Source organism: Chitinophagales bacterium, assembly GCA_016787225.1.
In the GTDB taxonomy this organism is placed as follows: Bacteria; Bacteroidota; Bacteroidia; order Chitinophagales; family JADJOU01; genus CHPMRC01.
The window spans coordinates 26,553-53,067 of record JAEUUY010000023.1 but is presented as its reverse complement, the minus strand read 5'-3'; the positions used below and the strand labels follow the sequence as shown (position 1 = coordinate 53,067).

25 protein-coding genes are annotated in these 26,515 nt (G+C 35.0%); 17 read left to right on the top strand and 8 right to left on the bottom strand.

Annotation, left to right across the window (positions count from 1 at the left end; translation table 11 throughout):
- Positions 1 to 85: 85 nt before the first annotated feature.
- Positions 86 to 2,452 carry a gliding motility-associated C-terminal domain-containing protein gene (locus JNL75_09095; GenBank protein MBL7789966.1) on the bottom strand — a complete coding sequence of 789 codons (2,367 nt, stop codon included), beginning with the start codon at positions 2,450 to 2,452 and terminating at the stop codon, positions 86 to 88.
- A 755-nt stretch (positions 2,453 to 3,207) separates the two neighbouring features.
- Here JNL75_09095 and JNL75_09090 point away from each other — a divergent pair.
- The 7 genes from JNL75_09090 (at position 3,208) to JNL75_09060 (ending at position 7,333) form a co-directional block, all read left to right on the top strand.
- Complete coding sequence (locus JNL75_09090; protein ID MBL7789965.1) at positions 3,208 to 3,537, top strand: hypothetical protein; 330 nt, start codon at positions 3,208 to 3,210, stop codon at positions 3,535 to 3,537.
- Positions 3,538 to 3,546: 9 nt separating this feature from the next.
- A complete protein-coding gene (locus JNL75_09085; protein MBL7789964.1) occupies positions 3,547 to 3,891 on the top strand; it encodes a hypothetical protein in 345 nt (114 codons plus the stop codon).
- An 83-nt stretch (positions 3,892 to 3,974) separates the two neighbouring features.
- Entirely contained in the window at positions 3,975 to 4,979 is a 1,005-nt protein-coding gene (locus tag JNL75_09080; GenBank protein ID MBL7789963.1) for a tetratricopeptide repeat protein, read from the top strand.
- A gap of 1 nt (position 4,980) precedes the next feature.
- On the top strand, positions 4,981 to 5,640 hold the full coding sequence (locus tag JNL75_09075; GenBank protein ID MBL7789962.1) for a peptidase M10: 660 nt from the start codon (positions 4,981 to 4,983) through the stop codon (positions 5,638 to 5,640).
- A gap of 6 nt (positions 5,641 to 5,646) precedes the next feature.
- Positions 5,647 to 6,228 carry a Crp/Fnr family transcriptional regulator gene (locus JNL75_09070; protein MBL7789961.1) on the top strand — a complete coding sequence of 194 codons (582 nt, stop codon included), beginning with the start codon at positions 5,647 to 5,649 and terminating at the stop codon, positions 6,226 to 6,228.
- Positions 6,229 to 6,305: 77 nt separating this feature from the next.
- On the top strand, positions 6,306 to 6,674 hold the full coding sequence (locus JNL75_09065; protein MBL7789960.1) for a VOC family protein: 369 nt from the start codon (positions 6,306 to 6,308) through the stop codon (positions 6,672 to 6,674).
- A gap of 122 nt (positions 6,675 to 6,796) precedes the next feature.
- A complete protein-coding gene (locus tag JNL75_09060; GenBank protein ID MBL7789959.1) occupies positions 6,797 to 7,333 on the top strand; it encodes a hypothetical protein in 537 nt (178 codons plus the stop codon).
- Between the two features lie 13 nt (positions 7,334 to 7,346).
- On the opposite strand, the gene JNL75_09055 is transcribed toward JNL75_09060, so the two are convergent.
- Positions 7,347 to 8,201 (bottom strand): DUF389 domain-containing protein, encoded by an 855-nt coding sequence (locus JNL75_09055; protein ID MBL7789958.1) that lies wholly within the window; start codon positions 8,199 to 8,201, stop codon positions 7,347 to 7,349.
- 164 nt (positions 8,202 to 8,365) lie between these two features.
- Here JNL75_09055 and JNL75_09050 point away from each other — a divergent pair, with 164 nt between their 5' ends.
- The 6 genes from JNL75_09050 to can all read left to right on the top strand — a co-directional run bounded on the left by JNL75_09050 (position 8,366) and on the right by can (position 16,107).
- On the top strand, positions 8,366 to 11,008 hold the full coding sequence (locus tag JNL75_09050; protein MBL7789957.1) for a valine--tRNA ligase: 2,643 nt from the start codon (positions 8,366 to 8,368) through the stop codon (positions 11,006 to 11,008).
- 98 nt (positions 11,009 to 11,106) lie between these two features.
- Complete coding sequence (locus tag JNL75_09045) at positions 11,107 to 11,607, top strand: WYL domain-containing protein (GenBank protein ID MBL7789956.1); 501 nt, start codon at positions 11,107 to 11,109, stop codon at positions 11,605 to 11,607.
- Positions 11,608 to 11,636: 29 nt separating this feature from the next.
- Positions 11,637 to 12,926, top strand: coding sequence for a phosphopyruvate hydratase (gene eno, locus JNL75_09040; protein MBL7789955.1), 1,290 nt, complete (start codon positions 11,637 to 11,639; stop codon positions 12,924 to 12,926).
- 506 nt (positions 12,927 to 13,432) lie between these two features.
- Positions 13,433 to 13,747, top strand: a complete 315-nt coding sequence (locus tag JNL75_09035; protein ID MBL7789954.1) for a hypothetical protein — start codon at positions 13,433 to 13,435, stop codon at positions 13,745 to 13,747.
- 113 nt (positions 13,748 to 13,860) lie between these two features.
- Positions 13,861 to 15,438: a SulP family inorganic anion transporter gene (locus JNL75_09030; protein ID MBL7789953.1), complete on the top strand. Its 1,578-nt coding sequence runs from the start codon at positions 13,861 to 13,863 to the stop codon at positions 15,436 to 15,438.
- Positions 15,439 to 15,468: 30 nt separating this feature from the next.
- Positions 15,469 to 16,107, top strand: coding sequence for a carbonate dehydratase (can, locus tag JNL75_09025; protein ID MBL7789952.1), 639 nt, complete (start codon positions 15,469 to 15,471; stop codon positions 16,105 to 16,107).
- 11 nt (positions 16,108 to 16,118) lie between these two features.
- Here can and JNL75_09020 read toward each other — a convergent pair whose 3' ends face one another.
- From JNL75_09020 to JNL75_08995, 6 genes are all read right to left on the bottom strand, one after another.
- Complete coding sequence (locus JNL75_09020; GenBank protein MBL7789951.1) at positions 16,119 to 16,874, bottom strand: DUF2490 domain-containing protein; 756 nt, start codon at positions 16,872 to 16,874, stop codon at positions 16,119 to 16,121.
- A 70-nt stretch (positions 16,875 to 16,944) separates the two neighbouring features.
- Positions 16,945 to 17,607, bottom strand: a complete 663-nt coding sequence (locus tag JNL75_09015) for a leucine-rich repeat domain-containing protein (protein MBL7789950.1) — start codon at positions 17,605 to 17,607, stop codon at positions 16,945 to 16,947.
- A 166-nt stretch (positions 17,608 to 17,773) separates the two neighbouring features.
- Positions 17,774 to 18,433: a hypothetical protein gene (locus tag JNL75_09010; GenBank protein ID MBL7789949.1), complete on the bottom strand. Its 660-nt coding sequence runs from the start codon at positions 18,431 to 18,433 to the stop codon at positions 17,774 to 17,776.
- Positions 18,434 to 18,499: 66 nt separating this feature from the next.
- The gene (locus JNL75_09005; GenBank protein ID MBL7789948.1) at positions 18,500 to 19,477 is read right to left on the bottom strand and encodes a sodium-dependent bicarbonate transport family permease; all 978 of its coding nucleotides are present in this window, start codon (positions 19,475 to 19,477) and stop codon (positions 18,500 to 18,502) included.
- Positions 19,478 to 19,492: 15 nt separating this feature from the next.
- On the bottom strand, positions 19,493 to 20,347 hold the full coding sequence (locus JNL75_09000; protein MBL7789947.1) for a hypothetical protein: 855 nt from the start codon (positions 20,345 to 20,347) through the stop codon (positions 19,493 to 19,495).
- Between the two features lie 192 nt (positions 20,348 to 20,539).
- A complete protein-coding gene (locus tag JNL75_08995) occupies positions 20,540 to 21,976 on the bottom strand; it encodes an NADP-dependent isocitrate dehydrogenase (GenBank protein MBL7789946.1) in 1,437 nt (478 codons plus the stop codon).
- 89 nt (positions 21,977 to 22,065) lie between these two features.
- On the opposite strand from JNL75_08995, the gene JNL75_08990 reads away from it, so the two are divergent.
- The 4 genes from JNL75_08990 to JNL75_08975 all read left to right on the top strand — a co-directional run bounded on the left by JNL75_08990 (position 22,066) and on the right by JNL75_08975 (position 26,513).
- Positions 22,066 to 22,992 (top strand): LysR family transcriptional regulator, encoded by a 927-nt coding sequence (locus JNL75_08990; protein MBL7789945.1) that lies wholly within the window; start codon positions 22,066 to 22,068, stop codon positions 22,990 to 22,992.
- 458 nt (positions 22,993 to 23,450) lie between these two features.
- Positions 23,451 to 25,040, top strand: coding sequence for a SulP family inorganic anion transporter (locus tag JNL75_08985; GenBank protein ID MBL7789944.1), 1,590 nt, complete (start codon positions 23,451 to 23,453; stop codon positions 25,038 to 25,040).
- Positions 25,037 to 25,759 (top strand): hypothetical protein, encoded by a 723-nt coding sequence (locus JNL75_08980; GenBank protein MBL7789943.1) that lies wholly within the window; start codon positions 25,037 to 25,039, stop codon positions 25,757 to 25,759. The genes JNL75_08985 and JNL75_08980 overlap by 4 nt, the downstream gene beginning before the upstream one ends.
- A gap of 4 nt (positions 25,760 to 25,763) precedes the next feature.
- The gene (locus JNL75_08975; GenBank protein ID MBL7789942.1) at positions 25,764 to 26,513 is read left to right on the top strand and encodes a DUF2490 domain-containing protein; all 750 of its coding nucleotides are present in this window, start codon (positions 25,764 to 25,766) and stop codon (positions 26,511 to 26,513) included.
- Positions 26,514 to 26,515: the final 2 nt, after the last annotated feature.

Here is a 26,515-nt window from a genome sequence, read left to right as displayed (position 1 = left end):
GTTAGGTTTTTTTAATGAAAAGCAAATTTATAGGAGTAGTAATAATTGCAGTGAAATTTCTTTGATAATTTAATAACACAAATTATTACCTCATTAAAGTAAAACTTCCTTTTCGTTCAAACAATCTTCGATTTTTCTCTACAAGTATATAATAGGTGAATAAACCTGCATTCTGCATTTGACCTTTATAGGTTCCATTCCAGCTTCTTGTTTTATTATCGCCAGAAAATACTTTTTCTCCCCATCGATTAAATATATCCAAATGGACTATACGGTATTCACCACTGCTATTTGGAGTCCATTCATCGTTATTGCCATCGCCATTGGGAGTGAAGGCAGCTGGTAAATCAAAGTGAATGAAATCTTCGACCTCAATATCAATAAATGTAGTATCTAGGCATCTATATTCATTGCTACCTATCGCCCAGTATTTGGAATTTTGTGCAGGCTGAATGCGAATGGCAGCCGTGGTCTCGTTGGTGGACCAGAGATAGCTATCTGCACCTTTAGCTGCTATCGTCATAGCTTCTCCTTTTACTAGATAATTTCCAGAGGTAGTATATATGCTGATGGTTGGTTTTGGTGCTTTTCTATATTGAAACACTCTATGTAAGCTATCGCAATAAGGATAGAAACTGTATCGAAGAGTATCTCGTACAGTACTATTATAATCGTATACATTGTTTCTATATTGAAAGGTATCACAGTAAAATCTGGTAATAGCAGAAGAAGGGAGGAGCTTTTGAATATTGATTCGATGCAGACGGTAGATACTATCGCAGCCTAGCCAACTGCGAAGGGTATCAAAAAGGGAGGTGTCGCTCATTAATTGAATATCTTTAAAGATATAACCCTGACACTTGGTATAAGCCATAGTATCGGACTTGGGAATCTCTAGGTGGACATGTAGCCTAAAAATACTGTCACATTCTTCGATATGATTAGTGGAGTCAATATAGATACCTGGGGCAGTTATAATTTGACTATAGAATTTAAATCTTTGATTGGAAACTATACAAGCATCTTTATCGACTATGGGTTTAGGGATAGTGATGACTGTAAGGTGGAGAATGCGAATACTATCACAGCCTGCCTTGGTTTTAAAAGTATCACGATAACTGCCAGAAGTTGTCCTTCCAGCATATATCTTACCTTGACATATCGTTTTATGTTTTGTTACAATAGGCTTAGGGTTTACTATTAATCGTATTGTTACTATACTATCGCAACTATTGTTGGTTTTATGGGTGTCTTTATAGGTGCCACTCGTGTTATAATTCTTATATGATTCTCCTTCACAAATGGCAACATTGATTGAATGGAAAATAGTATCTTGGATTTTTAATTCAATATTGTGTGTACTATCACAGCCATCTTTCGACTTTAATTTTTGAATGTAGCTTCCTTCCTGTGAATATCCTTTGTAGCTAGTACCTCGACAAATCGTTTTTGACTCATTAGTTTTTATACTAGGTATGATACTTATCTTCACTGGATAAATCAATATACTATCGCGAATTTTATCATTGATAGCTACGTAGATAATTTGATTATAAGGAACTGTGTTCTTCCAAATACCGCCTATAGTGTTAGATAGTTTAACTGCATCGGTGTAGGTGAGATGGGCCGTGACAGAGCTCTGTGCTTCGTGATATCCAGCAGCACCATACCATGATACGCCAGAATTATTTGATAAAACAGTTGTGTATTGACATTTTTCTTCGTCTATCTTATAAAGTTCGGTTGGTGTTATTCCGTACAACTGACCTAGTTCGCTGGCTAATCCATATGTCTTTGATTTGATTCTACATTTATTCTTATGAGAAATATAGTTGATATTGGCATCGACCGTCACTTCGTATAAATCTACACCTCCATTATCCCATGAAATGTACATTTTGTCATTTTTCATTACGAAGTCACCACTAGCAGTACCTGACCCAAAATCTTTCCATAGGGTAGGACTTCCCGAAGAGTTATTGAATCGAAGAACTTCGGTACCGTTTGATATATATAGATTATTCTTCGTGTCAAATGAAAGAGCAACCATATAATATTCAGGATTGTTGAAGAAAGTCTGTGCGGTACAGTTTGATTCCTTTACTTTGACAATAGCACTGGTTGTGGTCATATAAATATCCTTATCTTTATTGATAGCGATATCAGTCCATGAATAGCTTAGATTGCATACATTGACTATGGTGGGATTGGTAGTGACATTGATGACCTTGATAATACCACCATTGGCTGTAGAAATATAAACAGTAGGACTTACGGCTTTGCCAGAATTGGAATGAACATCGTTTTTAATTTTTTCTATATCAAAAGACATAATGCCTCTATGACTCGTATCACATTGTGTGATATAAATAGTGTCTCTAATACCAATATTCTGACAATAGGTATAGTTGTAAAACAATAAAAGAAACCAAAATAATAAACCTGCTTTCAATTAGCTAAATAAATGAAATACAAAGTTAAGGAAAGTTAGATTAGCGGTTCAATGATTTCATTTAATATGAATTGTTTACTTGAGGAGGTTGGTTTTAATGTTTAAGCTAATGGCATAATGTAGAGGTTCACCTGCAGAGAGGGTTCAATCACAATGAATTCAAAGTCTTGGTTAGATTTTTACTTTATCCGTTAGCTTCGATGTCAAACGAGGAATGAAAAAGAATGAACAACTTCTTCATTTTAGATCGGACGAGGTCCTGTTTACTGCAGTTAGATGAACCCATGAATCACAACACAAGTCTTATCCTTTGAGATTAGGGAGTTTTTTTATATTTTTTCTAACCAAGAATTGAAACCTAAGAATTAATTGTCTAACAAAATATTCAGTAAGGCAGAATTATTTAATTTATTATTAAGATTAATTGTAAAAATTTAGAATTATGGTCATTAGTTTGGTTAACTTCAAATATTCTTTTTGTATACTTTTGCTGTGAAGATCAATTATATTATCTAGTTAACTAAAATAAGCAGACGACCTAAGATTTTAAAACATAATTCGGTATTAATCAGAACTAATGATAAAAATTAACAATTTCATAAAAATTTATTAATCAAATAAATATCTAGTTAATTCTATAATAAACTACATTTCTTTAGAATTTTGTATTTTTTTTACTACATTTGCACTAGTTATAGTTTTAGACCCCAAATAAAACTAAATTTTTAAATTCATTTAAACTAAATTTTTGCACAATGTCAAAGGCGGCATTATATGGTATTATATCGGCTTTTCTTGTTTTGACAGGGAGTGTTACATATTTTTTCCCTGTTATTAGTAATATTAATGCCTTATTTAATAATACTGCTGAGAAAAATACAATTAGTACTGAAAAAAGTTATGATTTAAATAAAGTTGAATCTCAAATAGAAATCAAGGATGAGTCCACAGCTTCATATTTGGAAAATCCAAGTGTCAAGGTTAGCGAAGATAGTTTAAATCTGATTTCTAGTGACGAAAACTATAAAAATCCATTGAAATCTGAAATGCTTCAAGATGAGCTACCTACAAAAAAAAGCTTTTAATAATAGAAAATGCCATTAAGTAATTCAATTAAAATTGCTGTAGCTTCTGCGGTTGGGGCTATTGTTATATCCTCTACGGTTCTTTTTCCTTTGATAAAGGATATCAATAAGTCTATGACCGACGATAACCAAATACATACACCTACGGATACTGAATCCAATAAGACCGTACAGGTAATATCAAAAAATCAAAACACAGCGCCTAGTGAAAATACCTCCACAAATAGTATTGAAGAAAATCCTTCTATAAATTCAACAACTATTCGTTCCACGAACGATCCAAATTTACACAGCTCTGATACGATTAGTAGTAACTTACTTTTAGAGGATATTCCTCATCATAAGAGAAACTAAGATTCTAATTTCCCTTTTCTTTACTTATTTTTGTGTCATCTTGGTGAATTTTTTATCAGGGCTTAACTTATAATTCTATATCCATGAAGTATTTAAAGGTTGTTGTTATCATATTATGTTTTTTATCCGCTTGTCAGTTATTCGACAAAAAAGAAAAACCTAATCAAAACCTACCTACGAATTCACCTATAGAAAAGGAGATTGCGATTCTTTCTGAGAAGATTATTGATTCGCCCAAAAATGCTTTTCTTTATTATCAAAGGGGAAATTTATTATGGCAGAACTTCGAAAATGAAAAAGCACTCAATGATTTTTATAAAATGGTCAGCTATGATTCAACTAAGCCAATCTATTATGAGACACTAGCTGAGTTTTTCGTTCAAAATGCGAATGTTCAAAGGGGCATCGATGCCTTGGATTTTGCCATTCGTCTAGATCCTGAGAATGCCCGTTATCATGTTTTGCAAGGTAAATATAGTTTAATACTAAAAAAATATCAAGATGCCATCAATCATTTAAACAATGCCTTGAAGCGAGACGTATACTATCCAGAGGCATACTTCTTCAAAGGTCTTGTCTACAAAGAATCCAATCAAATAGATAAAGCAATCTCAAATTTAACCACTGCCACAGAGCAAGACCCGACATGGGATGCGCCCTTTGAAATACTAGGCGATATTTATGCTGACAAAAAAGATGATCTTTGTCTTAAATTTTACGACAATGCAGTAAAAGCTAATAAAAATAATTCTTCTGCCATTCTACAGAAAGCCTATTATCTCAAATCACAAGGTAAACTAAAAGATGCAGAAAAAATATATGAAGACCTAGTATTAGAATCTCCTCAAAACGCAGATGCTATCTATAACCTCGGCGTCATAGCCTATGAACAAAAGCAATTTGAAAAAGCGCTCAAGAAAATGCAAATCTGTGTTCAAATGGATCCTAAACACGCCTTGGCCTATTATATGATCGGTAAAGCCCAATTAGCCTTAGGAAATAAACCATTGGCTAAAAACGCCTTTCAAAATGCTAGAAACTTTGATACGACCATGATCGAAGCTGTAAGGGAACTAGAAAAATTATAACATGGGAGAAATCGAAATTTTAAAATCTGAAAGAATTGTCCAAATTAGTTCTGATTTCTATTTATACGGTGATTTAGCATCAGAGGAAGTAACCAGTCAATTTTATCGAGAAATAGAGGAATTGTGGAATGAGCCAGAGGGGATGATTGAATTGGAAGGTGAGCGATATCAAGTGGTTTTTAAGATGAATGGATTCTATGTTCCAAACCTATCAGTAGAAGAGGTTCTATCCAATACCAATCCACGAAACAATTACTTCAGAGTAGAGGATTTCTCACCACTGAATATCTCGTGGGTCGATGGTGTGGGCTCCAATACAGGATATATGTTTATCGAAAACCTCTATGCAGGTTCTACTACAGGTGCACATGAGTACGGACATACTTTGGGACTTGACCACCCAGAGAATTTAGTTATCATAGGGCAGGGAAGACCAGGCATTATGTATCCGAGAGGTACTTTGGTCGATCCAGAATTTCAATATGACCCGCATGTAAAACCAGGTGAGAAAGGAGGAACATTGCATCCTATCCATCGGAGAGTAAATCAAACCGATATTGATAATTTAAAAATGCCAAGCTTGATTTATAGTGGAGCGAAATATATAGGAAAATTTACTTCGCAGTATCACCCAAAGCACCGAAAAACAGAGACAATATAAAATAGGATGAACATAATACCTAGTGCTTTAAATAAAGTTTATAACCTGAATCGTTATACTTATGAAGAAGTTCAATTAATCCTAAACAGTCATACTCCTTTTGAGATAAAGCGGAATGCATATTTCATAAAAAGGGGGCAAATTTCTAATGAGTATTATTGTATTGAATCAGGAATAATGCGTTCATTCGTTAATGACTTGAAAGGAAATGAAGTCACTACAAATTTTTTTACTAGGAATCAAATAGCTATTGACGTAGCATCATTATTTAAACAAGAGAGAGCAAAAGAATCTATACAAGCTATTACAGATTGCAAGGTTTACATAATAAGTTTAGATAGTTTTCAAAATTTGTTTCACACGGTACCAAAATTTAGAGAATGGGGAAGACTATGGATGACAGAATCACTTATCGAATATAAAGCCAGAAGCATTGACTTAATATCAACACCAGCATTAGAAAGATATACTGCCTTGGCAAACCAATTTCCAGAGATTATTCAAAATGCTCCTTTAAAACAAATAGCTTCATACTTAGGCATTACAAATTCTACATTATCCAGAATTAGAAGTGAAATAACTTCTTAGTTTATTTTTTTGCCCTAGATCAATTTTTAGATTAAATGAATAAGCTAAATTTGCATTTCATTTAAAATCTAATATTTATGTCAAATCCAATCTCTTGGTTCGAAATCGCTTGTAATGATTTAGAAAGAGCCAAAACCTTTTACTCAAAAGTTTTTAATGCTGAATTTGAGTTTGTTGAAATGCCCGACGCTAAAATGTACATGTTTAAAACGGACTATGAATCTTATGGTTGCAGTGGTTCTTTGGTGCTATCCCCTGATAATGTTCCCTCTAAGGAAGGGGTTTATATTTACTTCCATTCAGAAAATGTCGAAATAGAAACTGATAGAGTTTCTCTAGCTGGAGGGATGGTTGTTCTGCCAAAAACTTCCATTGGTCAGTTTGGATTTATAGCCTTATTTATGGATTCTGAAGGAAATAAAATTGGCTTGCATTCTATGTCTTAATTCTAAAAAAAACTGATATTTAAAAATGACATTCATTGAATGCACAAAATTCTTGAATATTATTTTCTATGCGAATTGACCGCCTTGTCTAGAAAGGCATTTACCCATTAAACAATAAACACATGAAAAATATCTTAATAATTACAAGTATTGCACTTTCGAATCTTGTATTCTCTCAGTCAGCACCTAAAAAAACTAAGTCTATAGAAATAGGAATGCAAGTAAGTCGTTTACAAAATGATTTTGGAATTGGCATTCAAGCTGCTACTCCATACTTTGCCAATGAATCCATTGCATTTAGAGCGAGAGCCAATGTTTACTGGTTAGATCATATTGAAAATGGAAGTAGCACTTGGAATCCATATATGAGTTATAATTTTGGTATAATAGGCTCTCAAATGCTAATAGATGATAGAATCAGATTATATGGCGAAGGCGGATTGCTTATGGTAGCTCCATCTGAAAAATTTTCAACTCAAACTATTCATTTTGGAGGTTATGGTCTATTTGGTTTTGAATTCCTTATGAAAAATTCAAAATCATCTTATTTCATAGAAATTGGTGGTGGCGGAACGGGTGCCAAAGCAGATAAGCTTCCAAATTCGAATATCTATTCAAATGGTTTTATAACCAATGCTGGATATAGAGTACATTTCTAAAGTTAATAGAAGTTTAGGGTTTTTGATTAGGTCTAGAGTAAACAACTGAATCTAATCGAGCCACTTTCGCTTCCAATTCCATTATTCGCTCCTTATCACTTTTGAATTTTACTTTTTGAGATTCGTCTTGCCATTTTTTGTATCCAAGATATATGCCTGGTATAGTCATTAAAACTATCAAAATTATCCAAATCCTATTTTGACCATGGCTAAGCTCAGAATTCAAACGATTCATACGAAGATGTAAACGTGTAAATCGTGCTAGTAAAAATGTAGCCCAACCAATAAAGAGGCAATTGATAAGGTAAAAATAAAGCCCTCCTAGAAACCAAGCCCAGTCTAAATGTGCTATGCCATACCCAGCAGTGCATAATGGAGGCATGCATGCTGTGGCTACGGCTACTCCAGATATGACCTTTGTTCCATCGCGCTTGACTACTCCTATAAATCCTGCCAAGCCACCGAAAAATGCGAGCAAAATATCAAATATTGTAGCTTGTTTGAAAGCACTTAATTGTAAGGTATTGAAATCAAAGGGTGTAACTATGAAAAAGCAAGTACTTGCAGCAAGACATATTATGGTCATATATAACCAGTTCAATATTGCTATTCGCTTAATGCGATGATCTTGTATTGCTAGTCCAAAGGCAAAACCTAAAATAGGCCCCATAAGAGGCGATATGAGCATAGCACCGATTACAGCACTCACGCTATCGGTATTGAGTCCTATGCAGGCTATTATCATAGCAAAACCTAGAATCCAGAAATTATAGCCTCTGAGCCTAACCCCCTCTACAATTTCCTCGTAGGTTTCTTGTTCAGTCTCTTCAGGATATAAATTGATAAAAGAATGAATTATTTTCTTCAAAACGCTTATTACACGAACAAAAATATTAGGTTTGTTTCTAATTAGCGAAGAAATCAACCTAAATCGCAAAACTCTCTAAAAATGCTAAAATTTTCAATCTATCATTAAGTAAATGTAAAGTTTTTATATATTTGTGCTATCCAATGAGGAGATAAGAACTAGAAATGGAAAAGAATTTTAATGCAAAAGAGGTAGAGAAAAAGTGGAGTCAATATTGGTTAGACCATAAAACATTCAAGTCGGAAATAGACAAAACCCGACCTTCTTATACCGTTTTAATACCACCGCCCAATGTAACTGGAGTCTTACATTTCGGTCATGTATTGAACAATTCATTACAGGATTTTTTTATTCGCAAAGCTCGCAAACAAGGCTATAATGTCAACTGGGTGCCAGGTATAGACCATGCCGCTATTGCTACAGAAGCAAAGGTCGTAGGTTATTTGCGTGAAAAAGGTATCAAGAAAAGCGACTTAACTCGTGAGCAATTTCTGGAGTATTGCTGGGAATGGAAAGAGAAATATGGCGGTATCATTATTGACCAACTCAAAACAATCGGTGCAGGTTGTGACTGGGATAGAGTCACCTTTACTTTAGATGACCATTATTACAAGGCAGTTATTCGAGTATTTGTAGATTTATATAAGAAAGGATATATCTATAAAGGCAAGCGCATCATCAACTGGGATTGTGAAGCTAAAACAGCTTTGTCTAATGAAGAAGTTTTATATAAAGACGAAGGTGAGAAAGGTCATTTATTTCATCTAAAATATAAATATGTCGATGATAGTGGTCACTTGACAGTTGCTACCACTAGACCTGAGACTATATTTGCCGATATGGCGGTGGCCGTAAACCCAGATGACGAACGTTATAAATCTTTGCTGGGTAAGGAGGTCTCAATTCCACTTATCAATAAACCAATAAAAATCATCGCAGATAGCTATGTCGATAAAGAGTTTGGTACAGGATGCCTTAAAGTGACTCCTGCACACGATATTAATGACTATGAGATAGGATTGAGACATAATTTAGAGGTCATCGATATTCTCAACGATGATGGTACGCTCAATGAACTCTGTGGCTATCCTGAGTTTATCGGTAAGGATCGATTTGTAGTTCGCAAGGCTATTAAATCAAAATTAGAAGAAGAAGGCTGTCTCGAAAAAGTGGAAGACATTGTCAATAAAGTAGGAAGAAGCGAGCGAACGAATTCCGTTGTCGAGCCAAAGCTCTCCATGCAATGGTATGTCGATATGAAAAATATATCGAAAAAAGCCTACGAAGTGGTTATGAACGACGAAGTTCAATTTTTCCCTGCTTATCACAAAAATACCTTTCATCATTGGATGACGAATATACGTGACTGGTGTATATCACGTCAGCTATGGTGGGGGCATAGAATACCTGCATGGTATGATGTAGAAGGTAATTTCTATGTAGGTGAAACCATTGAGGAAGCGTATCAAGAAGCTTTAAAGAAAAATCCTTCCCTTAAAATGGAAGATTTAAAACAAGATGAAGATGTTCTCGATACCTGGGCATCCTCATGGTTATGGCCCTTGGAGGTTTTTCATGGTTTTGAAAATTATAATAAAGAGACAGGTAAAATAGAGCTTAATAAATCAGAGGAGTTAGACTATTATGTTCCTTCTCAAATACTAGTGACGGCGCCAGAAATAATGTTTCTCTGGGTCACGCGTATGATTATTGCTAATTATGAATATACAGATAGAAAGCCATTTGAAAAAGTCTTTTATACTGGTATAGTTAGGGATAAGTTAGGACGTAAAATGTCAAAATCATTGGGAAATTCTCCCGATGTTTATGAACTTATTGATAAATATGGAATGGATGGCATACGCTATGGCATGATGAGTATCAGCCCTGCAGGAAATGATATCTTGTTTGATGAAAAATCACTTGAAATAGGTAGAAATTTCACAAATAAAATTTGGAATGCATTCCGACTCATTAAAAGCTGGGACATTGCTGAAGGAAAAAATGAAGATAATAGTGCTGTAATAGAATGGTTTGATGCATTACTTCAAAAGAATATCAATAGTTTTCTTGACAATGTGGACAATCTTCGTATATCTGAAGCGCTAAAAGAACTTTATTCTTTTGTCTGGGATGATATGTGTTCTTGGTATCTCGAAATGATTAAACCCGATTTTGAGAAGCCTATTGATGTCTATACATACGAGAAAACAATTGGGTATTTTGAAACAGTGGTTTCACTCTTAAACCCAATAATGCCCTTTATTACAGAAGAAATGTGGGGATATATTAGAGAACGAAAATCGGGAGATTTATGTTCTGAACATCAACTACCAGCCAAGTCTAGTTTCGATGAGCAAATAATCAATAAACAAAAGCTGTTTGCGGAGCTCATTGTCAAGACAAGAGAAATCAGAGCGAATTTAAAACTGAAAAATAGAGAAACTATTGGTCTAGGTATAACTAGTGAATTGTTACAGCAAGTAGAAGTGTTTATCCCAAAGATTAAAAAACTAGTTTGGGCCGAGCAGATTGATACCAATACAGATATACAATCGACAAATACAGCTATCGTAGGAGGTAAAAAACTAGTCGTAGTTTCAGATAAAAAAATAGATAATGCGGATGCATTACAAAAAGTAAAGGAGGATATTGAATATACAAAAGGATTTATTAAATCTATTGAAGCAAAATTGAGCAATCAAGGATTTGTAGCCAAGGCGCCTGAAAAGGTTTTGGAAATGGAGAGAAAAAAATTAGCAGATGGACAAGAAAAATTAAAACAATTAGAACAAATGATGCAGTAGAGACAACGCATGCGTTGTCTATTGTGCGACGGCGCACAATTTGAGACAAGGCCTGCCTTGTCTTTACAGCGAAAAAAACAATTAAAACAACGAACAATATGAGTAATAACAGAAAAAACGATTCACAGTCAAAATACGTTATAGTAAAGGAGAGTTATTCACAAAATCTTGTTAGCACTATTATCAATGCTGCTAGAAGTAGAAATTTAATAACTATACATTACTATTCCAATGAAAAAGGTATCACAGAGCGCGATATAGAGCCTATGGATATTGTAATTCGCAATGGGAAAAAGAACCTTGCTGGGTGGTGTAAGTTGCGTGAAGATTGGCGCACATTTCGTCTCGATAGAATCAATTTCATTAAAATTCATTTAGGTGAGAAATTTACCAAACGTGAAGGATATAACAGAGCTGATTTTCAGGATGAAGGTGTGATGTTTTCTATCAATGAAAGTAAACCAGCCAATGGTTCTAGACCCAACAAAGACTACGATTTTCGTACAGACAATATTAAGACCATGTCAGAGAATAAACTCAATTTCTCCAATGACGATGTGAAAGAATATAGCGATGACGAAGAGGATATGTCATTGTAATTATAATTTTTAATTTATAAATTTCAAACATGTATAGTATAGTCAATATTCATGCAAGACAAATTCTAGATTCAAGAGGAAATCCTACCGTAGAGGTAGATGTAGAAACCGAAGGTGGACACAAGGGGAGAGCAGCAGTGCCGAGTGGCGCTAGTACTGGCATTCATGAAGCCGTAGAACTCAGAGATGATGATAAAGGTATTTATCTTGGCAAAGGTGTACTCAAGGCCGTTCAGAATGTCAATGAAACCATTTTCAACGAATTGGTAGGCTATGATGTGCGTGAGCAGGAATTGATAGATAAAATAATGCTCGAACTCGATGGAACTGATAATAAATCCAAACTAGGAGCGAATGCCATGCTTGCCGTTTCTATGGCAGTAGCGAAAGTAGCAGCAGCGAGTTCTAATCTTCCACTATATCGTTATATAGGTGGAGTCAATGCTCGAACACTACCAGTTCCTATGTTGAATATCTTGAATGGTGGAGCTCATGCAGATAATTCTATCGACTTTCAAGAATTTATGGTTATGCCTACTAAGGCTGAGACCTTCAGTCATTCTTTGCGTATGGGAGTTGAAGTTTTTCACGCTTTGAAGAAAGTGTTGAAAGATGCTGGCTATAGCACTAATGTAGGTGATGAAGGAGGATTTGCTCCGAATATCAAATCGAATGAAGAAGCAATTGAAATCGTCCTAAAATCGATAGAAAAGGCAGGATATAAACCTGGTGAAGATATTTTTATAGCGATGGATGCGGCTAGCAGTGAGATGTGGAAAGAAAAAGAGCAAGCTTATGTGTTTCACAAATCTGACAATCGAAAATTATCTAGCGATGAAATGGCGGCATACTGGGCAGACTGGTGTGCTAAGTATCCAATAGTGAGTATTGAAGATGGCATGGCTGAAGACGACTGGAAAGGATGGAAAGCACTGACTGATAAGGTAGGAAAAAAAATTCAGCTCGTAGGTGATGATTTATTCGTAACGAATGTCAAGCGACTCAAGCAAGGAATAGACACCAATACTGCCAACGCTATATTAGTAAAAGTAAACCAAATAGGAACTTTAAGTGAAACTATAGCTGCGGTACGCATGGCTCAGAATGCTCGATTCAATTCTGTAATGAGTCACCGAAGCGGAGAGACAGAAGATGCTACTATTGCCGACCTAGCTGTAGCATTGAATTGCGGTCAAATAAAGACGGGTTCTGCGTCCCGCTCAGATAGAATGGCTAAGTATAATCAACTATTAAGGATAGAGGAGGAGCTTGGTGAAACTGCTTATTTCCGTGGTACTAATTTGAAGTTTGGGATATAGGAGTTTTCCTTATTTTGGTTACAAAGCGCTAGGTGCATTTAATACTATAACTGGAATTATCTTATTGATGACTAGAGGGGTTTAATTAGCTCATGGCATAGACCCTTGTTACTGGATTGATGATCTCTCCAGGTTTAGTTTTGTGGCGATTGTTTAAGATTGAAAATAATCCAATAATTGTAGCTTTAACTTTTTATTTTAAATATTTTAGTGTTCGGCTTCCATTGTTTAGTTTTTTATTCTATTTTATTTAACTCGACTTGTGGTAGCTTCTTCCCAATTCCTATATTGGATTGAATTTCTCCCATTTCCCCTTCTAGTGCAGAAAGCAGCGCTGTGGTTTTTATGACACATTAGTAAAAATAGGATATATACATTGCAGCAAATATATACTTCTATAGCTTAACGGTTTGCTAGAGGGCATAAATTTATTATATGATATGCTCAAATCTATTAAAGTAAATTTTAAACTAAACACTATAAGGGAAATATTATAAATTTGTCTTATGTTAAACATAAACTTGTTTTATACTCGAATCATTTTGGTTTATTTGGCTTTTTATATGGTCAATATGAATTTAAATGTATTTGTGGATGAGACTAAGTCAGGGTATTGTATAGATATAGCTGAAGAAACGGATGCAGAAGAATCTGAAAAAACGAAGGAACTTTCAGAAGAAAATGAATATAAAATTTCTCGGGTAATAAATTATTCGCATATTACTCTATCTCGTATTTATCGAAATGATATACTCCGATGCGACACTAGATTATTTCCACCCCCGTATTTACTTGCATTCAGTCCACCACCAGAATCTTAGATTGAAGGTTTGATGTTACTTAAAACATCTTTTCTAGCGGAAACAAGTGATTGATAAATCAACTTCGCTTTACTGTAGTTAGTCACTTTAAAAATTAAGATTCAAAAATTTCAATGAACTCTATTCAATCATTTAAGTCAACAGTTAAGACTGATGCGCTCTCGGGATTAGTCGTATTCCTAGTAGCATTGCCACTTTGCTTAGGTATAGCCGTAGCATCAGGAGCACCACCTTTTGCAGGAATTATTACTGGCGTCATTGGTGGTGTCGTCGTAGGTTTTCTGAGCAATTCGAATGTAAGTGTCTCAGGACCTGCGGCGGGATTAATAGCCATTGTCTTAGCTGCAATAAATAATCTAGGGTATGAAGCCTTCCTTTTGTCCATTATTCTAGCCGGCTGTTTTCAGTTGATTCTAGGCTATGCCAAGGCGGGTATGCTCTCCAATTATATACCTTCTGGAGTCATAGAAGGCATGCTGACGGGTATCGGTATTATCATTATTAAAAAAGAACTTCCTCATGCTATAGGATATGATACGGAGCACGAAGGGGATTTCTTCTCCTATCATATTATGGACAAAGCAGATCAAGGTTTTTGGGGAGAGTTGATTCACTCCTTTAATATGGCTCATACAGGTATTATTCTTATCACCGTCATTTCTATTGCCATATTAGTTGCATTTCAAAATATAGCTGTGCTCAAAAAAATAAAGGCCATTCCTGGAGCGTTGGTCGTTGTTATTGTAGGCATTGTAATTAATGAAATTTTCAGACTTCAAGGATCGTCATATTTGTTTGATGGAAATCATCTCGTCAATCTTCCTATTTCCTCATCTTTGACAGAGTTTATGTCTCAATTTCATTTGCCTAATTTTGCTAGCATTGTTCAGCCAGCGGTATGGGTAACGGCAGCCACTATAGCAGCCGTGGCGAGTATAGAGACACTATTATGCCTAGAAGCTGGTGATAAAATGGATCCACTAAAGCGCTACTCCAATGCCAATACAGAATTGAAAGCACAAGGAATGGGGAATATTTTATCGGGACTGCTTGGTGGTTTACCTATGACTTCTGTTATCGTGCGCACAACCGCCAATATCAATGCCGGAGCTCGAACCAAACTTTCGGCTATTATTCACGGTTTATTTTTGCTTATAGCTGCACTATTAATTCCTTCATTATTGAATAAAATCCCAATGGCGTGCTTGGCAGCTATTTTGATTATGATAGGATTGAAATTGGCTAGCCCGAAGGTATTCAAACATATGTGGCAGGCAGGTTGGTCTCAGTTTATACCATTTATAGTAACCGTAATCGGAGTAGTAGGTATAGATTTATTAAAAGGCGTAGGAATAGGATTAGCTATCAGTATTCTTTTTATTCTCAGAGGAAATATGAGACTAGCCTATTTTTTCAATAGTGAAAAGCATAAAGAAGGGGAAACTATCCGAATCGATCTAGCTCAGGAGGTTTCTTTTCTGAATAAGGCAGCAATTAAACAAACCCTCGCTCATTTACCTATCAATAGTAAAGTTACCATCGATGCTAAAGAAACTGTCTATGTCGATTTTGATGTTATAGAACTTATTAAAGATTTCGTCAAAATAGGTTCTAAAGACAAAAACATTCAAGTAGAATTACTTAATTTCAGAGAGGACTATAACATGGAAGATAGTCATCATGTTTCATAATATCAATTTAAAAGTAAACCCATATAAACAATGAAGAAGAATAGCATCTCAAAACTCTTAGATAACAATGCCAACTGGGCTAGCTCTGTAGTCAAGGAAGACCCAGAGTTTTTTTCCAGATTATCAAATGTACAAAAGCCTGAATTTCTTTGGATAGGCTGTAGCGACAGTCGTGTACCAGCCGATAGAATCACTGGAACTCAACCAGGAGAAATCTTTGTACACAGAAATATAGCCAATATGGTTATTCATACCGACCTCAATTTGCTATCTGTTCTAGAATATGCGGTAGATCATCTCCAAGTAAAGCACATCATCGTATGCGGACATTATGGCTGTGGCGGGGTCAAGGCAGCTATGTCTAGACACAATTTTGACCTTATTAATAAGTGGATTCGAAATATAAAAGATGTCTATCGAATGCATAGAGAAGCTATCGATTATCAAACAAAACCTGAGCAGAGACTCGATAAGCTAATTGAACTTAATGTCGAAGAGCAAGTGATGAATCTAGCCAAGACAAGTATAGTTCAAAAGGCTTGGAAGGGAAGAAAAGCCCCAGATATTCATGGCTGGGTATATAGCCTTGAAGATGGGCTAATCAAACCTATCTGCACGATGACCTACAAGGATCATTTAGATCCATTGTATGAGTTTGATGATTTGTAAGAATTTTTTTTTCATTTAAACGCGTTAGTTAAATCTAAATTAAGGTTTAAATTTACGATCAGTCCATGATTGTATTGATATACAGACTGGTTATTGATTTGCCGACCAAATTGAATAATTTGATTGAGGTAGCCTGCTTCTAATCTCAGTTTATCATTCCATTGATAGCCTGCTAAAATACCCAGTCTGTTTTGATCGAAAACATTGGCATTAACATTTTCTCCAAATCCAATAAATATCTCATCATACATTGCGAGATATGGTGTATTGTTTTTCATCTCTTTGCCTTTCAGAGGAAGCTGGGCTCTGAACATATATCGCATGCGATGCATTAAGGGAAACTCATCTTCGTGTTCAAAACCTAAGCTGCTATATCGTCCTACCCATCTTTGTTCGAGCATGAATCGATGAGATAATTGAAATGGTCCCTCTTTGTTGGTCAATTGCATCATTTGAAAAAGTCGATGCTCAGTAAAATCTCTACCCATGCCATTTATAGGAATCTCTCCGTAAGGAAATGTTTCTATCCATGCATAACCAAGCCTGAAAAGTACTCTTGAATTCAAATGATAATTGATACCCATACGCAATAAACTTTGCTGCCAATCGGTGATAACATGATCCCTTCGAAACTGGTACTCACTATGAATACTCCATTTATTATGAATCTTAAATGTAGAAAACAAATTATACCATCCTATTTCGCCTGAAGTATTCAGCCTATTACTTTGGCTGAAAAGATTGCTGAATATAAAAAAGTAAGCCACAGTTGTAGTAATTCTTTTACTAAGAAAAGAATATTTTTTTTGAAAATAGAACTGTAGTAAAACTTTCAATTTAAAAAACAATTTTAAAACTTTCCGTTTGTGGATTGTCTGGATGCCTGATACGAAATTTGTTATCATGTAAATCTAGATGTTTTAAATTCTTCAATTGTTTTAATTCTGAAGGGAATTCTTTGAACTCATTTTTATTGAGGTAAAGGTATTCAATATTGTTCATAAATAATATACATTGAGGAAGCCGATTAAGTCTATGGTTTTCTAAATGCAGAATTTTCAATTGAGGTAGGTCTTTGAGAATCGAAAAACTTTGATTAAAATCTAAATTTTTATCGTTGTCGAGATAGATCTCGTTGAGATTTTTGAGATTTGAGAACGATGGAGGAAGAAATTTAAAATCATTACCACCCAAATCCAATATTTTCAGCTTTTTCAGATTTCCAATTCCACTAGGGACTTCCTTTAAATGATCATTTTTCAGGCTTAAATACTCTAGATTGCTAAATTTTGCCCATGTGCTGTCGGCTATAAATTTTATTTTTTGATTGCTTAGGTTGAGCCTAATTACTCTTGCAGGATTTTTTAATGCTTCTTCTAAATTATTATATTCCTTTTGTAAATTTGATGAATCAGTTTTCTGCGACAATAAATACATAGATTGAATACCTAAGAATACTATTAAAAGAAATCGACAATTGAAAAAAAATGGAAAGCTCATAGTAAAATTTTGGTTTAGAATTAATTGATGAAATCTTATAGAAAAAATAGAAATCTCATTGAAAGCCACAAAGAAATTTAGTTAATTATAATTCTTTTAATAACTATTTAAACTAATTTGTTTGTGGCAAATGAAAATATAGCCTTTTATATCAATATAGTCAGAGTTATTTAGAAGGCGAGAATGGTAAAGCTGATTTATGAACTATAATTCTGAGTTTTCCATCTTTTCCTTTTTTGAAGACCCAGGTTTTGTCCACCATGACCTCCTTACCATCTTTACCTGTAACCCATACATTACCCATTGTAATAGCTACGGAACCATAGATTTGAATACCTTCGTTTTTTTCTCCAGCGTTATCATAGCGGGCTTTTACCCATGGAGTTAATGCAAAACCTTTATCATTAGGATAGGCTGGATCACCTCCAATAAAATAGGCCAAAGCACCTTTCTTATCATTTCTGAAGGTCTGGTCGCCATAAGCTAATGTAGGTTTGAAAAATACTTTTCCATAATCATAATTGTATGCCTCCGAAAGGACTTGCTCAGCGAAGGCTTTATAATCTCCACCTTCTTCTTTGATCTGACCAATTTTGACTAATGCATCACACCATGCTTGCTGTGCTGCATTTACCTCATCATAGGTTATAATATCTTGCGCTCCTTCCTCTACATAAACTAGCCCAAGTTCGTCTATAACTTTTTGTACTTCCTGACTAGTTTGTTGAATGGTAGATTTCACTTCTTCTTTTGCTGCATTGTTTACTTGGTCACAAGACAGTAGTCCGAAAAGCATGCATGTTGTTGTAATGATGTTCTTTTTCATTGTTTAAAAGTTTAATTTTGCCTACTTTGTAAAACGGTGTTCGGCTATTCCGTGTTCGTTAATTAGTTAAAAATTAGTGTTAGAAATAATCAAATAATAGAGAGGAATACCTATCGTAATATTAAAGGGAAAGGTAAGTCCTAATGCCATAGGAATATAAAGACCAGGGTCAGATTTCGGCGCTGCCAGTCGCATAGCAGCAGGTACAGCGATATAGGAAGCACTGGCAGCTAGAATGGCAAAAATGAAACGATTCCCAATATCATGCGATATATACTGACTCAGCCATGCCACTGCACAACCATTTAAGGCTGGAATAATAATGGCGAAGAAGGTTACAAACCAACCATATTTCATAAATGAACCAAAGCGTTTGGCTGTTACCATCCCCATTTCTAACAAGAAAATTACTAAAAATCCCTTGAATATATCGGTGGTGAATGGTTTAATACCTTCTGCCTGTTTAGTATCAGCAATCGTGCCTATCACTAAACTACCTAATATCAACAAAACACTACCATTGGTCAAAGAATGATGAAGAAGCTTTCGGAGACTTATATCTTCTCTAGAGCTAGAACGATCATATTTCATCAACAGTATCACTGCAATAATAATAGCTGGCGATTCCATCAAAGCCATGATAGCTACCATATGTCCGCCGAAAGTTATTTTTTGCATTTCTAGAAATGACACGGCTGCCACAAAAGTGACCGCACTCACGGAACCATAGGAAGCTGCAATAGCAGCTGCATCACTTACACTTAGTTTTTTCTTCAATATAAAAAAAGTATAGAGAGGTATCATCAAAGCTATGAATACACCAAATAGAGCCGAGTATATAACCTCAGCATTTATTGTGCTATGCGACAATTCTTGCCCCCCTTTGAATCCAATAGCAAAAAGTAAGTAAAGAGAAATAAATTTTATGCTCTGTGCTGGTATTTCTAGGTCACTCTTGATGCGCACCGCAACTACACCTAAAAGGAAAAAAAGAAATGTAGGATTGGTAAGATTGCTATGAAGTACTTGAAAATCTAAGTTCATTTTAATTTATTATGTTTAAGGATTGCAGAAGTCACAATACATGGGATCTTCAGTTTTTTTATTATTAGGATATAGAATCGTTTCATTATGTCTACAAAGACTACATGATAGAATGTGCGACAAGGTAGATGCCGTGGGTTGCTCACAAAGCCCGCAGGGCAAACCTTGTATTACTTTAGTCACGGTATATCCTGGTGTTTGGCATTGCGGACACAGAGAATTAAGTTTATCAATTAAGTTACTAGTAGCCTTGGCTATCACTCGCATACGCGTGGGATTATGCATAGCTCGCATATCGGTCTCAGCATATACCTTATCATATTCTTCTAGAAGTTTATGATATTGAGCCTTTAACTCTTCCCAGTCACCGATTCCCTTTATGATTTTATCTTTTTTATTTTCACCATTTCTGAGTATCAACTTATGACTTGGGAAAAGCGCCTTAGTTGCAAAATCTACCAATTGATTTTCACTTTCTATTATAGCCCCATTAAAATTGGTGTCTGTAGTTAATTCTCTAGCTACTATTTCAAGATTATTTTTTGTATCGAGTAGCATGACTAGTTCATCATTGGCATGAGCAAAGAAAGCACTAGGATGAGCCCCGAAAGAACCTTCACTAGCAACTGCTAAATCAAGACCTGTAATTTCTAGAGCCATTTGACATTTTTTTCGTAAGGTATCTATTGGGCTATCTTTTCGCTCGACTTCGCCTGTAAATGTGCCTAATATATCCGTATCCATATTGTCAACCAGACGTAGTTTTACGCCCAACCTTTTTTCTAGGAGGGGAGCTATAACAGTCTCTTTGCCATGCATCGTGGCTATTACAACAGTTCTATTGACGAAGAAAGTGTTGGGTCCTATCATTATTATTCAAGAGCTTGAGGATTATCTTGATTCTTTGAAAGTATTTTTAAAATAACAAGAGAAGTTGTTATTGATAATATGAGCCAATAACTACCGCTTATACATTCAGATGAGTAAAACGAAAATACAATAAAGCAAATTGAAAGGATATAAAGCACGATAATAGATATTTTTCTATTCATTTTTTATAATTTATTGTCCTTGACCTAGAGAATATGAGGAGATCCCATCGAATGCATAGAGATTCTCAGTCTTGATAATGTCGATATTTAATTCGAGGGCTTTATTCATTAGTTCGATAATGGTCTTTGGGTCTAACGAATTACTCGATTTTGGTTTAAATCGACACCGCCAATGATCCGTGCAAAAAGTTTCAGGGAATCCATCTGGATACACTTTGATACCTCTATTGGTAATCATTGATAGACCCACTTGCTCTGATTCTATTTCATGTATTTTTTTTGCTAATTCATTCGGATTGGTTCCCGGCCAATGGATAAATAAATCAACACCTTCAAGTGTTTTAGTTTTTGGCTTTTTACGCGTATATTTTGGTAATTGAAGTTGTAATGCCTTACCATAGTTTACGGCAGTTAATTGGCTTGGCTTCTGTCCGAGGTGGCGTATTATAGCATTGGCAAATTCAAGAGTGCCAACCTTTTCCTTGCTCAATCCTTCTTCATAAATATCCGCAGTATGATAGCCCTCTTCTATCGTTCTTAACCAAGCATTTTGGATGGTTTCGCCTATCTCACCTTGACCTATATGAGCCAGCATTTGTACAGCAGCCTGAAGTAGTCCCGATGGATTGGCGATATTTTGACCTGCTATTGTAGGGGCTGATCCGTGAATAGCTTCAAATAATGCGCACTCTTCGCCGATATTGGCAGAGCCAGCTAGCCCTACGGAACCAGCCACCTGAGCAGCAATATCGCTGATAATATCCCCATAAAGATTTAGCGTAACGATGACATCGAATTTTTCAGGAGAATCTGCTAATAAAGCAGCTCCTATATCGATAATCCAGTGGTCAGCTTCGATATTAGGATACTCCACTGCTATTTCGTCGAATACTTTGTGAAAGAGACCATCTGTCTGCTTCATGATATTATCTTTGGAGAAGCAGGTCACCTTCTTGCGTCCATAAAGTTTTGCATATTCAAAGGCATAGCGAATTATTTTTTCGCAACCTGGTCGACTGACTAGCTTCAAGCATTGTATCACTTCATCCGTCTGCTGGTGTTCGATACCAGCATATAAATCCTCTTCATTTTCACGTACGATAACCAGATCTAGCTTTGGGTGTTTGGTTGCTACAAATGGGTGTAATGAAAAGCAAGGCCTAATATTCGCATAAAGTCCTAGAAATTTTCGCATCGTCACATTCAAACTCTTATATCCACCTCCTTGTGGAGTGGTAATAGGAGCCTTGAGCAAAATTTTATTCTTGCGAATAATATCCCAAGATTTATTGTCAATGCCAGAGGTATTACCCTGCAGATATAGTTTCTCTCCCAGTTCTATTTCATCTGTTTCTATGGCTGCTCCTGCGGCTTTTAGAATGGATAAGGTAGCATTCATAATTTCTGGCCCTATGCCGTCGCCCTTAGCTATGGTTATTCTTGTCATACGTTGTTTATTAAAATTTTGCTGCAAATATGAAGCGAATAATCATAAATAAATATATATCTTTGCTATTTACAATATAAATAATATTTATGAACTATACTTTACAGCAGTTGAGAATTTTTCTAAAAGTAGCGCAGACATTGAGCATTACCAAGGCAGCAGAGGAGTTACATCTTACGCAGCCAGCGGTATCTATTCAGTTAAAAAATTTTCAAGATCTCATAGAAACACCGCTCTACGAAATCGTTCTTAAAAAGATATATATTACAGAATTTGGAATGGAAATAGCTAGACTGGCCAATCAAGTGATTGCGGATGTAGAATCTATTGACACTTTATTAATGAATTATAAAGGTAAACTGACAGGACGCTTAAAAATTTCTGTTGTATCTACTGGTAAATATATAGCACCGTATTTTCTAACGGATTTCCTAAAGCTTCACACAGCTGTGCAATTGGAACTTGATGTAACAAATAAAGCAAAAGTAATAGAGAGTCTAGAAAATAATGAAGTGGACTTTTCTTTAGTAAGTGTTTTGCCAGAAAACATGAGATTAAATAAAATAGAACTTATGGAGAATAAATTATTTTTAGTAGGCTCAGAAGACCTTGAAAATAATAAAAAAGAATTTGACAAAAAGATTTTCACACAGATACCAATGATATATCGAGAGAAAGGTTCAGGTACCCGACAAGTAATGGAACGCTACATGATAAAAAATGAAATTAATATTATGAAAAAAATGGAGTTAACGAGCAATGAAGCGGTAAAGCAAGCTGTATTAGCAGGATTGGGTTATTCGATTATGCCACTAATAGGAATAAAAAACGAGTTAGAAAATAATCTATTAAAAGTGATTCCAGTCAAGAGTTTTCCGATCAAATCGACGTGGTATCTAATTTGGTTAAAAGATAAAAAACATTCTTCGGTGGCAAAAGCCTATATGGATTACATTGAGCAAAAAAAGGTTCAGATAATTAATGAAAAATTCTCCTGGATTAATCGTTATAATTGAGTTTTAGAAATTTTAGCAATTAATAGACTACAAATTGAATTAACTTTGTAAAACAAATAATTGTTTTGTTAAAACAGTCTTTATTTCTCATTATTTTCATTTTACAGAGCCTTGCTGTTCCAGTTGGCGTGGCGTTAAATCTAGAAAATTGTAGATCTGAATATTCCCATGAGAAAAAAACACCCATTAACTTGGATATCTTGGAGGAATGGGAAGAAGAAGAAGATAACAAAACAAAATGGTTGCCATTTAATTGCAACTTCAACTCTGTTTGGATTATAAAATCCCTATCCGAGTTCAACAATAGTATTGATACTATTATCAGGACTCGCACTTTATTTATAAACAATACTTCCTTAATCATTTGGATTCAGAATTTTAGAATTTAAAAAATTATAAATGAAACTTGAAGCTTGACTTCTATTTTTTTATAATTTTCTATCTCTAAAGTTTTTAAAATGAACAAAAATGTCTCAGTTCCATTCGATGGAATACAAGGTTTAAAACAAAATTTTTTTCAAGATTTCAATGCTGGATTTAGCGTATTCTTATTAGCCCTACCTCTCAGTTTAGGTATAGCCAAGGCTTCAGAGTTTCCAGCAATTATGGGCTTAACAACTGCAATTATAGGCGGCATTATTGGTGGCTTATTAGGCGGCAGTTATCTTACTATAAAAGGACCAGCAGCGGGTCTCATTGTCATATTGGTTGGTGCTGTTACAGATTTCGGGGGAGGACAGACTGGTTGGCACATGGCTTGTGGCGCAATTGTTGTAGCCAGTCTCATTCAAATTTTATTTGGGGTTTTCAAATTAGGTAAATATACAGAAATTTTTCCTCTGTCAGCAGTGCATGGTATGTTAGCGGCTATTGGAATTATTATTATATTAAAACAAGTTCCAATATTATTAGGTGAGAATCCTCAAGTCATGAAGGGGATGACACCTTTTGATCTCATAGCCCATATTCCCCAGTTTCTATCTGGATTTGATTTACGAGCCACTATCATAGGTGTTATTAGTCTTATCATAATGCTTTTTTGGAATACCTTTAATATACCTTTTGTATCCAAATTGCCTGCGCCGCTTATAGTATTAATTTTTGCCATTCCTGCTGAGCTTATCATGGATTTTAGTCATACTGAACCTGAATTTACTTTGCTACACATTGGTAATTTTCTCAATTCAATAAAGTATAATGCAGATTTTTCTGGATTACAGCAATCAGGAACTTTTATCAGATACGTAATTATGTTTGCATTAGTAGGTTCGTTAGAAGCACTTCTTACTGTTAAAGCGATAGATATGATGGATCCATATCAACGTAAATCGGACACCAATAAAGAACTTGTAGCTATTGGTGTAGGGAATACATTTGCTGGACTTCTAGGTGGCCTTCCTATGATATCCGAAGTAGCTCGAAGCACTGCCAATGTTAATGCTGGCGCGCGAACGCGATGGGCAAATATTTTCCATGGACTTTGCATTTTACTTTTTGTGCTTTTTGCATCTCAGTTTTTAGAATTAATACCAAATTGTGCTTTGGCTGCTATGCTCATCTCTGTGGGTATTAAATTAGCTCACCCTAAAGAATTTGCTCATATGCTTGAAATAGGTAAGGAACAATTAGCTATATTTTTAACAACTATTTTCTTTACCTTGTATGAAGATTTATTGGTTGGTATTTTAGCTGGAATGGCACTAGAAATGACTTTGCATCTCGCACATGGTGTAGCATTTAAACATTTCTTTTCTACTCCTGTATCTGTATCCTTCCATGATGGACATTATATCTTGAAATTAGAGGGAGCCGCAGTGTTTACCAATTTCATAAGATTAAAGGATAAATTGGATGCTATACCTCCAGCGAATAAAATTACTTTGGACGTTTCTTCGGTGCAAATGATTGATCATAGTGCTTTATCTAATATTAAAATTTTTGAGAAAAAGTACAAGGAAAATGGCGGTCAATTTGAAATTGTAGGCCTAGATAATTTGAAACAACTTTCTAATCATGAGCTTTCAACTATCAAGAAAATTAACAAATGAAATTAAAACTAAGCAGCCTATTTGCTGTTTTTTGCTTGACTTCGTTGCATAGCTTTTCTCAACAGAATTTATTTAATGTGCCTTCGAGTGAGATTACCTTAAAAAATAAGTTTTTTTTTCAGCAACAATTTAATGTAGGAAACGTATTGCAGTCAAACACCAATATATGTTATGGACTTGAGCATGAATTTGAAATTGGTGTTAATCTTATAGGACTTGTATATAACTACCAGTCGATTTTAACCAATGAAACACTAGGCGAAGGGCCTATCTCTCCAAGTTCTATGTTTACAATTCAAAAATTGTTTAAAGTTTCAAAAAACACTCATTTGGGCATTGGAGCTGAAATAGGCAGCAATTTTTTCGTTAGGCACAGTAAAAATATGTTTTTTACTAATTTCATCTATTTCAATTCAAATAATTCATTTTTAAATGAAAGGTTGCATTTGATAGCTGGAATATATTATGCAAACAAAGCCTATCAAGGGGCTGATAATGGACTCGGTGTGATGACAGGTTGTGATTTTAAGCTATCAAATAAAATTCACCTAGTAGGAGATTGGATTTCAGGGAATAATTATATAGGATTAGGTGTTCTAGGTGGACAATACTTTGTGCATCCTCAAATACCTTTATCTCTTGGTATCCAAATACCCAATAATACACAAAAAAATAGTTATGGCTTAGTTTTTGAATTCACTTATTTACCAAAAACTTAAAATTATGAGGTATATTATTTTATTAGTAACAGGCCTAGTTTCTATATACTCCTACTCACAACGTCAATCCACCGACAACTTTAATGGGTGGTTTATGTATTTTGGAGATCATAAATTTGCAGAGAAATGGGGCGTACATATCGAAGCTCAGTTTAGACGAAATGAAGTCATCACCAAAGGTCAGCAATTACTTTTAAGAACGGGTTTAAATTATCATTTAAATTCAAATGTATTCGCTACAGTTGGGTATTGTTTTGTAGAAACCTATCCTTATGGAGAATTTGCTGTAAAATCTACTTTCCCTGAGCATAGACTGTGGGAACAGATCCAAATTAAAACACAATTATCTTCTTTTGAATGGATTAGTCGCTTTCGATTAGAACAGCGTTTCTCTCAATTGCCCGTCAATACTGGAGTAATTTTTGAGCCCGGAGACGCCATGTTTACCAATCGTTTCAGGCTACTCAATCGATTTTCTATCCCTTTAAATGGAAAAAAAATAGAGGACAAATCCTTCTATGTTTCAGCCTATGATGAAATTATGATTAGCTTTGGTGAACATGTCGGTATGAATCTTTTTGACCAGAATAGAGCATATTTAGCACTGGGATACAAAATTCCAAAAATAGGTAGATTAGAAATGGGGTATATGAATCAGATTATGTTTCGTCCAAATGGTTTACAGGTAGAATACAATCACACCTTTCAAGTTGGCCTAAATTCTACACTAGATTTAATTAAATATAAGAAATAAAA

What these genes read in the sequence shown, in the direction of transcription:
- JNL75_09090 (MBL7789965.1), top strand. Translation starts at nt 3,208, where the DNA reads ATGTCAAAGGCGGCATTATATGGTATTATATCGGCTTTTCTTGTTTTG.
- JNL75_09085 (MBL7789964.1), top strand. Translation starts at nt 3,547, where the DNA reads ATGCCATTAAGTAATTCAATTAAAATTGCTGTAGCTTCTGCGGTTGGG.
- JNL75_09080 (MBL7789963.1), top strand. Translation starts at nt 3,975, where the DNA reads ATGAAGTATTTAAAGGTTGTTGTTATCATATTATGTTTTTTATCCGCT.
- JNL75_09075 (MBL7789962.1), top strand. Translation starts at nt 4,981, where the DNA reads ATGGGAGAAATCGAAATTTTAAAATCTGAAAGAATTGTCCAAATTAGT.
- JNL75_09070 (MBL7789961.1), top strand. Translation starts at nt 5,647, where the DNA reads ATGAACATAATACCTAGTGCTTTAAATAAAGTTTATAACCTGAATCGT.
- JNL75_09065 (MBL7789960.1), top strand. Translation starts at nt 6,306, where the DNA reads ATGTCAAATCCAATCTCTTGGTTCGAAATCGCTTGTAATGATTTAGAA.
- JNL75_09060 (MBL7789959.1), top strand. Translation starts at nt 6,797, where the DNA reads ATGAAAAATATCTTAATAATTACAAGTATTGCACTTTCGAATCTTGTA.
- JNL75_09050 (MBL7789957.1), top strand. Translation starts at nt 8,366, where the DNA reads ATGGAAAAGAATTTTAATGCAAAAGAGGTAGAGAAAAAGTGGAGTCAA.
- JNL75_09045 (MBL7789956.1), top strand. Translation starts at nt 11,107, where the DNA reads ATGAGTAATAACAGAAAAAACGATTCACAGTCAAAATACGTTATAGTA.
- eno (MBL7789955.1), top strand. Translation starts at nt 11,637, where the DNA reads ATGTATAGTATAGTCAATATTCATGCAAGACAAATTCTAGATTCAAGA.
- JNL75_09035 (MBL7789954.1), top strand. Translation starts at nt 13,433, where the DNA reads ATGTTAAACATAAACTTGTTTTATACTCGAATCATTTTGGTTTATTTG.
- JNL75_09030 (MBL7789953.1), top strand. Translation starts at nt 13,861, where the DNA reads ATGAACTCTATTCAATCATTTAAGTCAACAGTTAAGACTGATGCGCTC.
- can (MBL7789952.1), top strand. Translation starts at nt 15,469, where the DNA reads ATGAAGAAGAATAGCATCTCAAAACTCTTAGATAACAATGCCAACTGG.
- JNL75_09015 (MBL7789950.1), bottom strand. Translation starts at nt 17,607, where the DNA reads ATGAGCTTTCCATTTTTTTTCAATTGTCGATTTCTTTTAATAGTATTC.
- JNL75_09010 (MBL7789949.1), bottom strand. Translation starts at nt 18,433, where the DNA reads ATGAAAAAGAACATCATTACAACAACATGCATGCTTTTCGGACTACTG.
- JNL75_09005 (MBL7789948.1), bottom strand. Translation starts at nt 19,477, where the DNA reads ATGAACTTAGATTTTCAAGTACTTCATAGCAATCTTACCAATCCTACA.
- JNL75_09000 (MBL7789947.1), bottom strand. Translation starts at nt 20,347, where the DNA reads ATGATAGGACCCAACACTTTCTTCGTCAATAGAACTGTTGTAATAGCC.
- JNL75_08995 (MBL7789946.1), bottom strand. Translation starts at nt 21,976, where the DNA reads ATGACAAGAATAACCATAGCTAAGGGCGACGGCATAGGGCCAGAAATT.
- JNL75_08990 (MBL7789945.1), top strand. Translation starts at nt 22,066, where the DNA reads ATGAACTATACTTTACAGCAGTTGAGAATTTTTCTAAAAGTAGCGCAG.
- JNL75_08985 (MBL7789944.1), top strand. Translation starts at nt 23,451, where the DNA reads ATGAACAAAAATGTCTCAGTTCCATTCGATGGAATACAAGGTTTAAAA.
- JNL75_08980 (MBL7789943.1), top strand. Translation starts at nt 25,037, where the DNA reads ATGAAATTAAAACTAAGCAGCCTATTTGCTGTTTTTTGCTTGACTTCG.
- JNL75_08975 (MBL7789942.1), top strand. Translation starts at nt 25,764, where the DNA reads ATGAGGTATATTATTTTATTAGTAACAGGCCTAGTTTCTATATACTCC.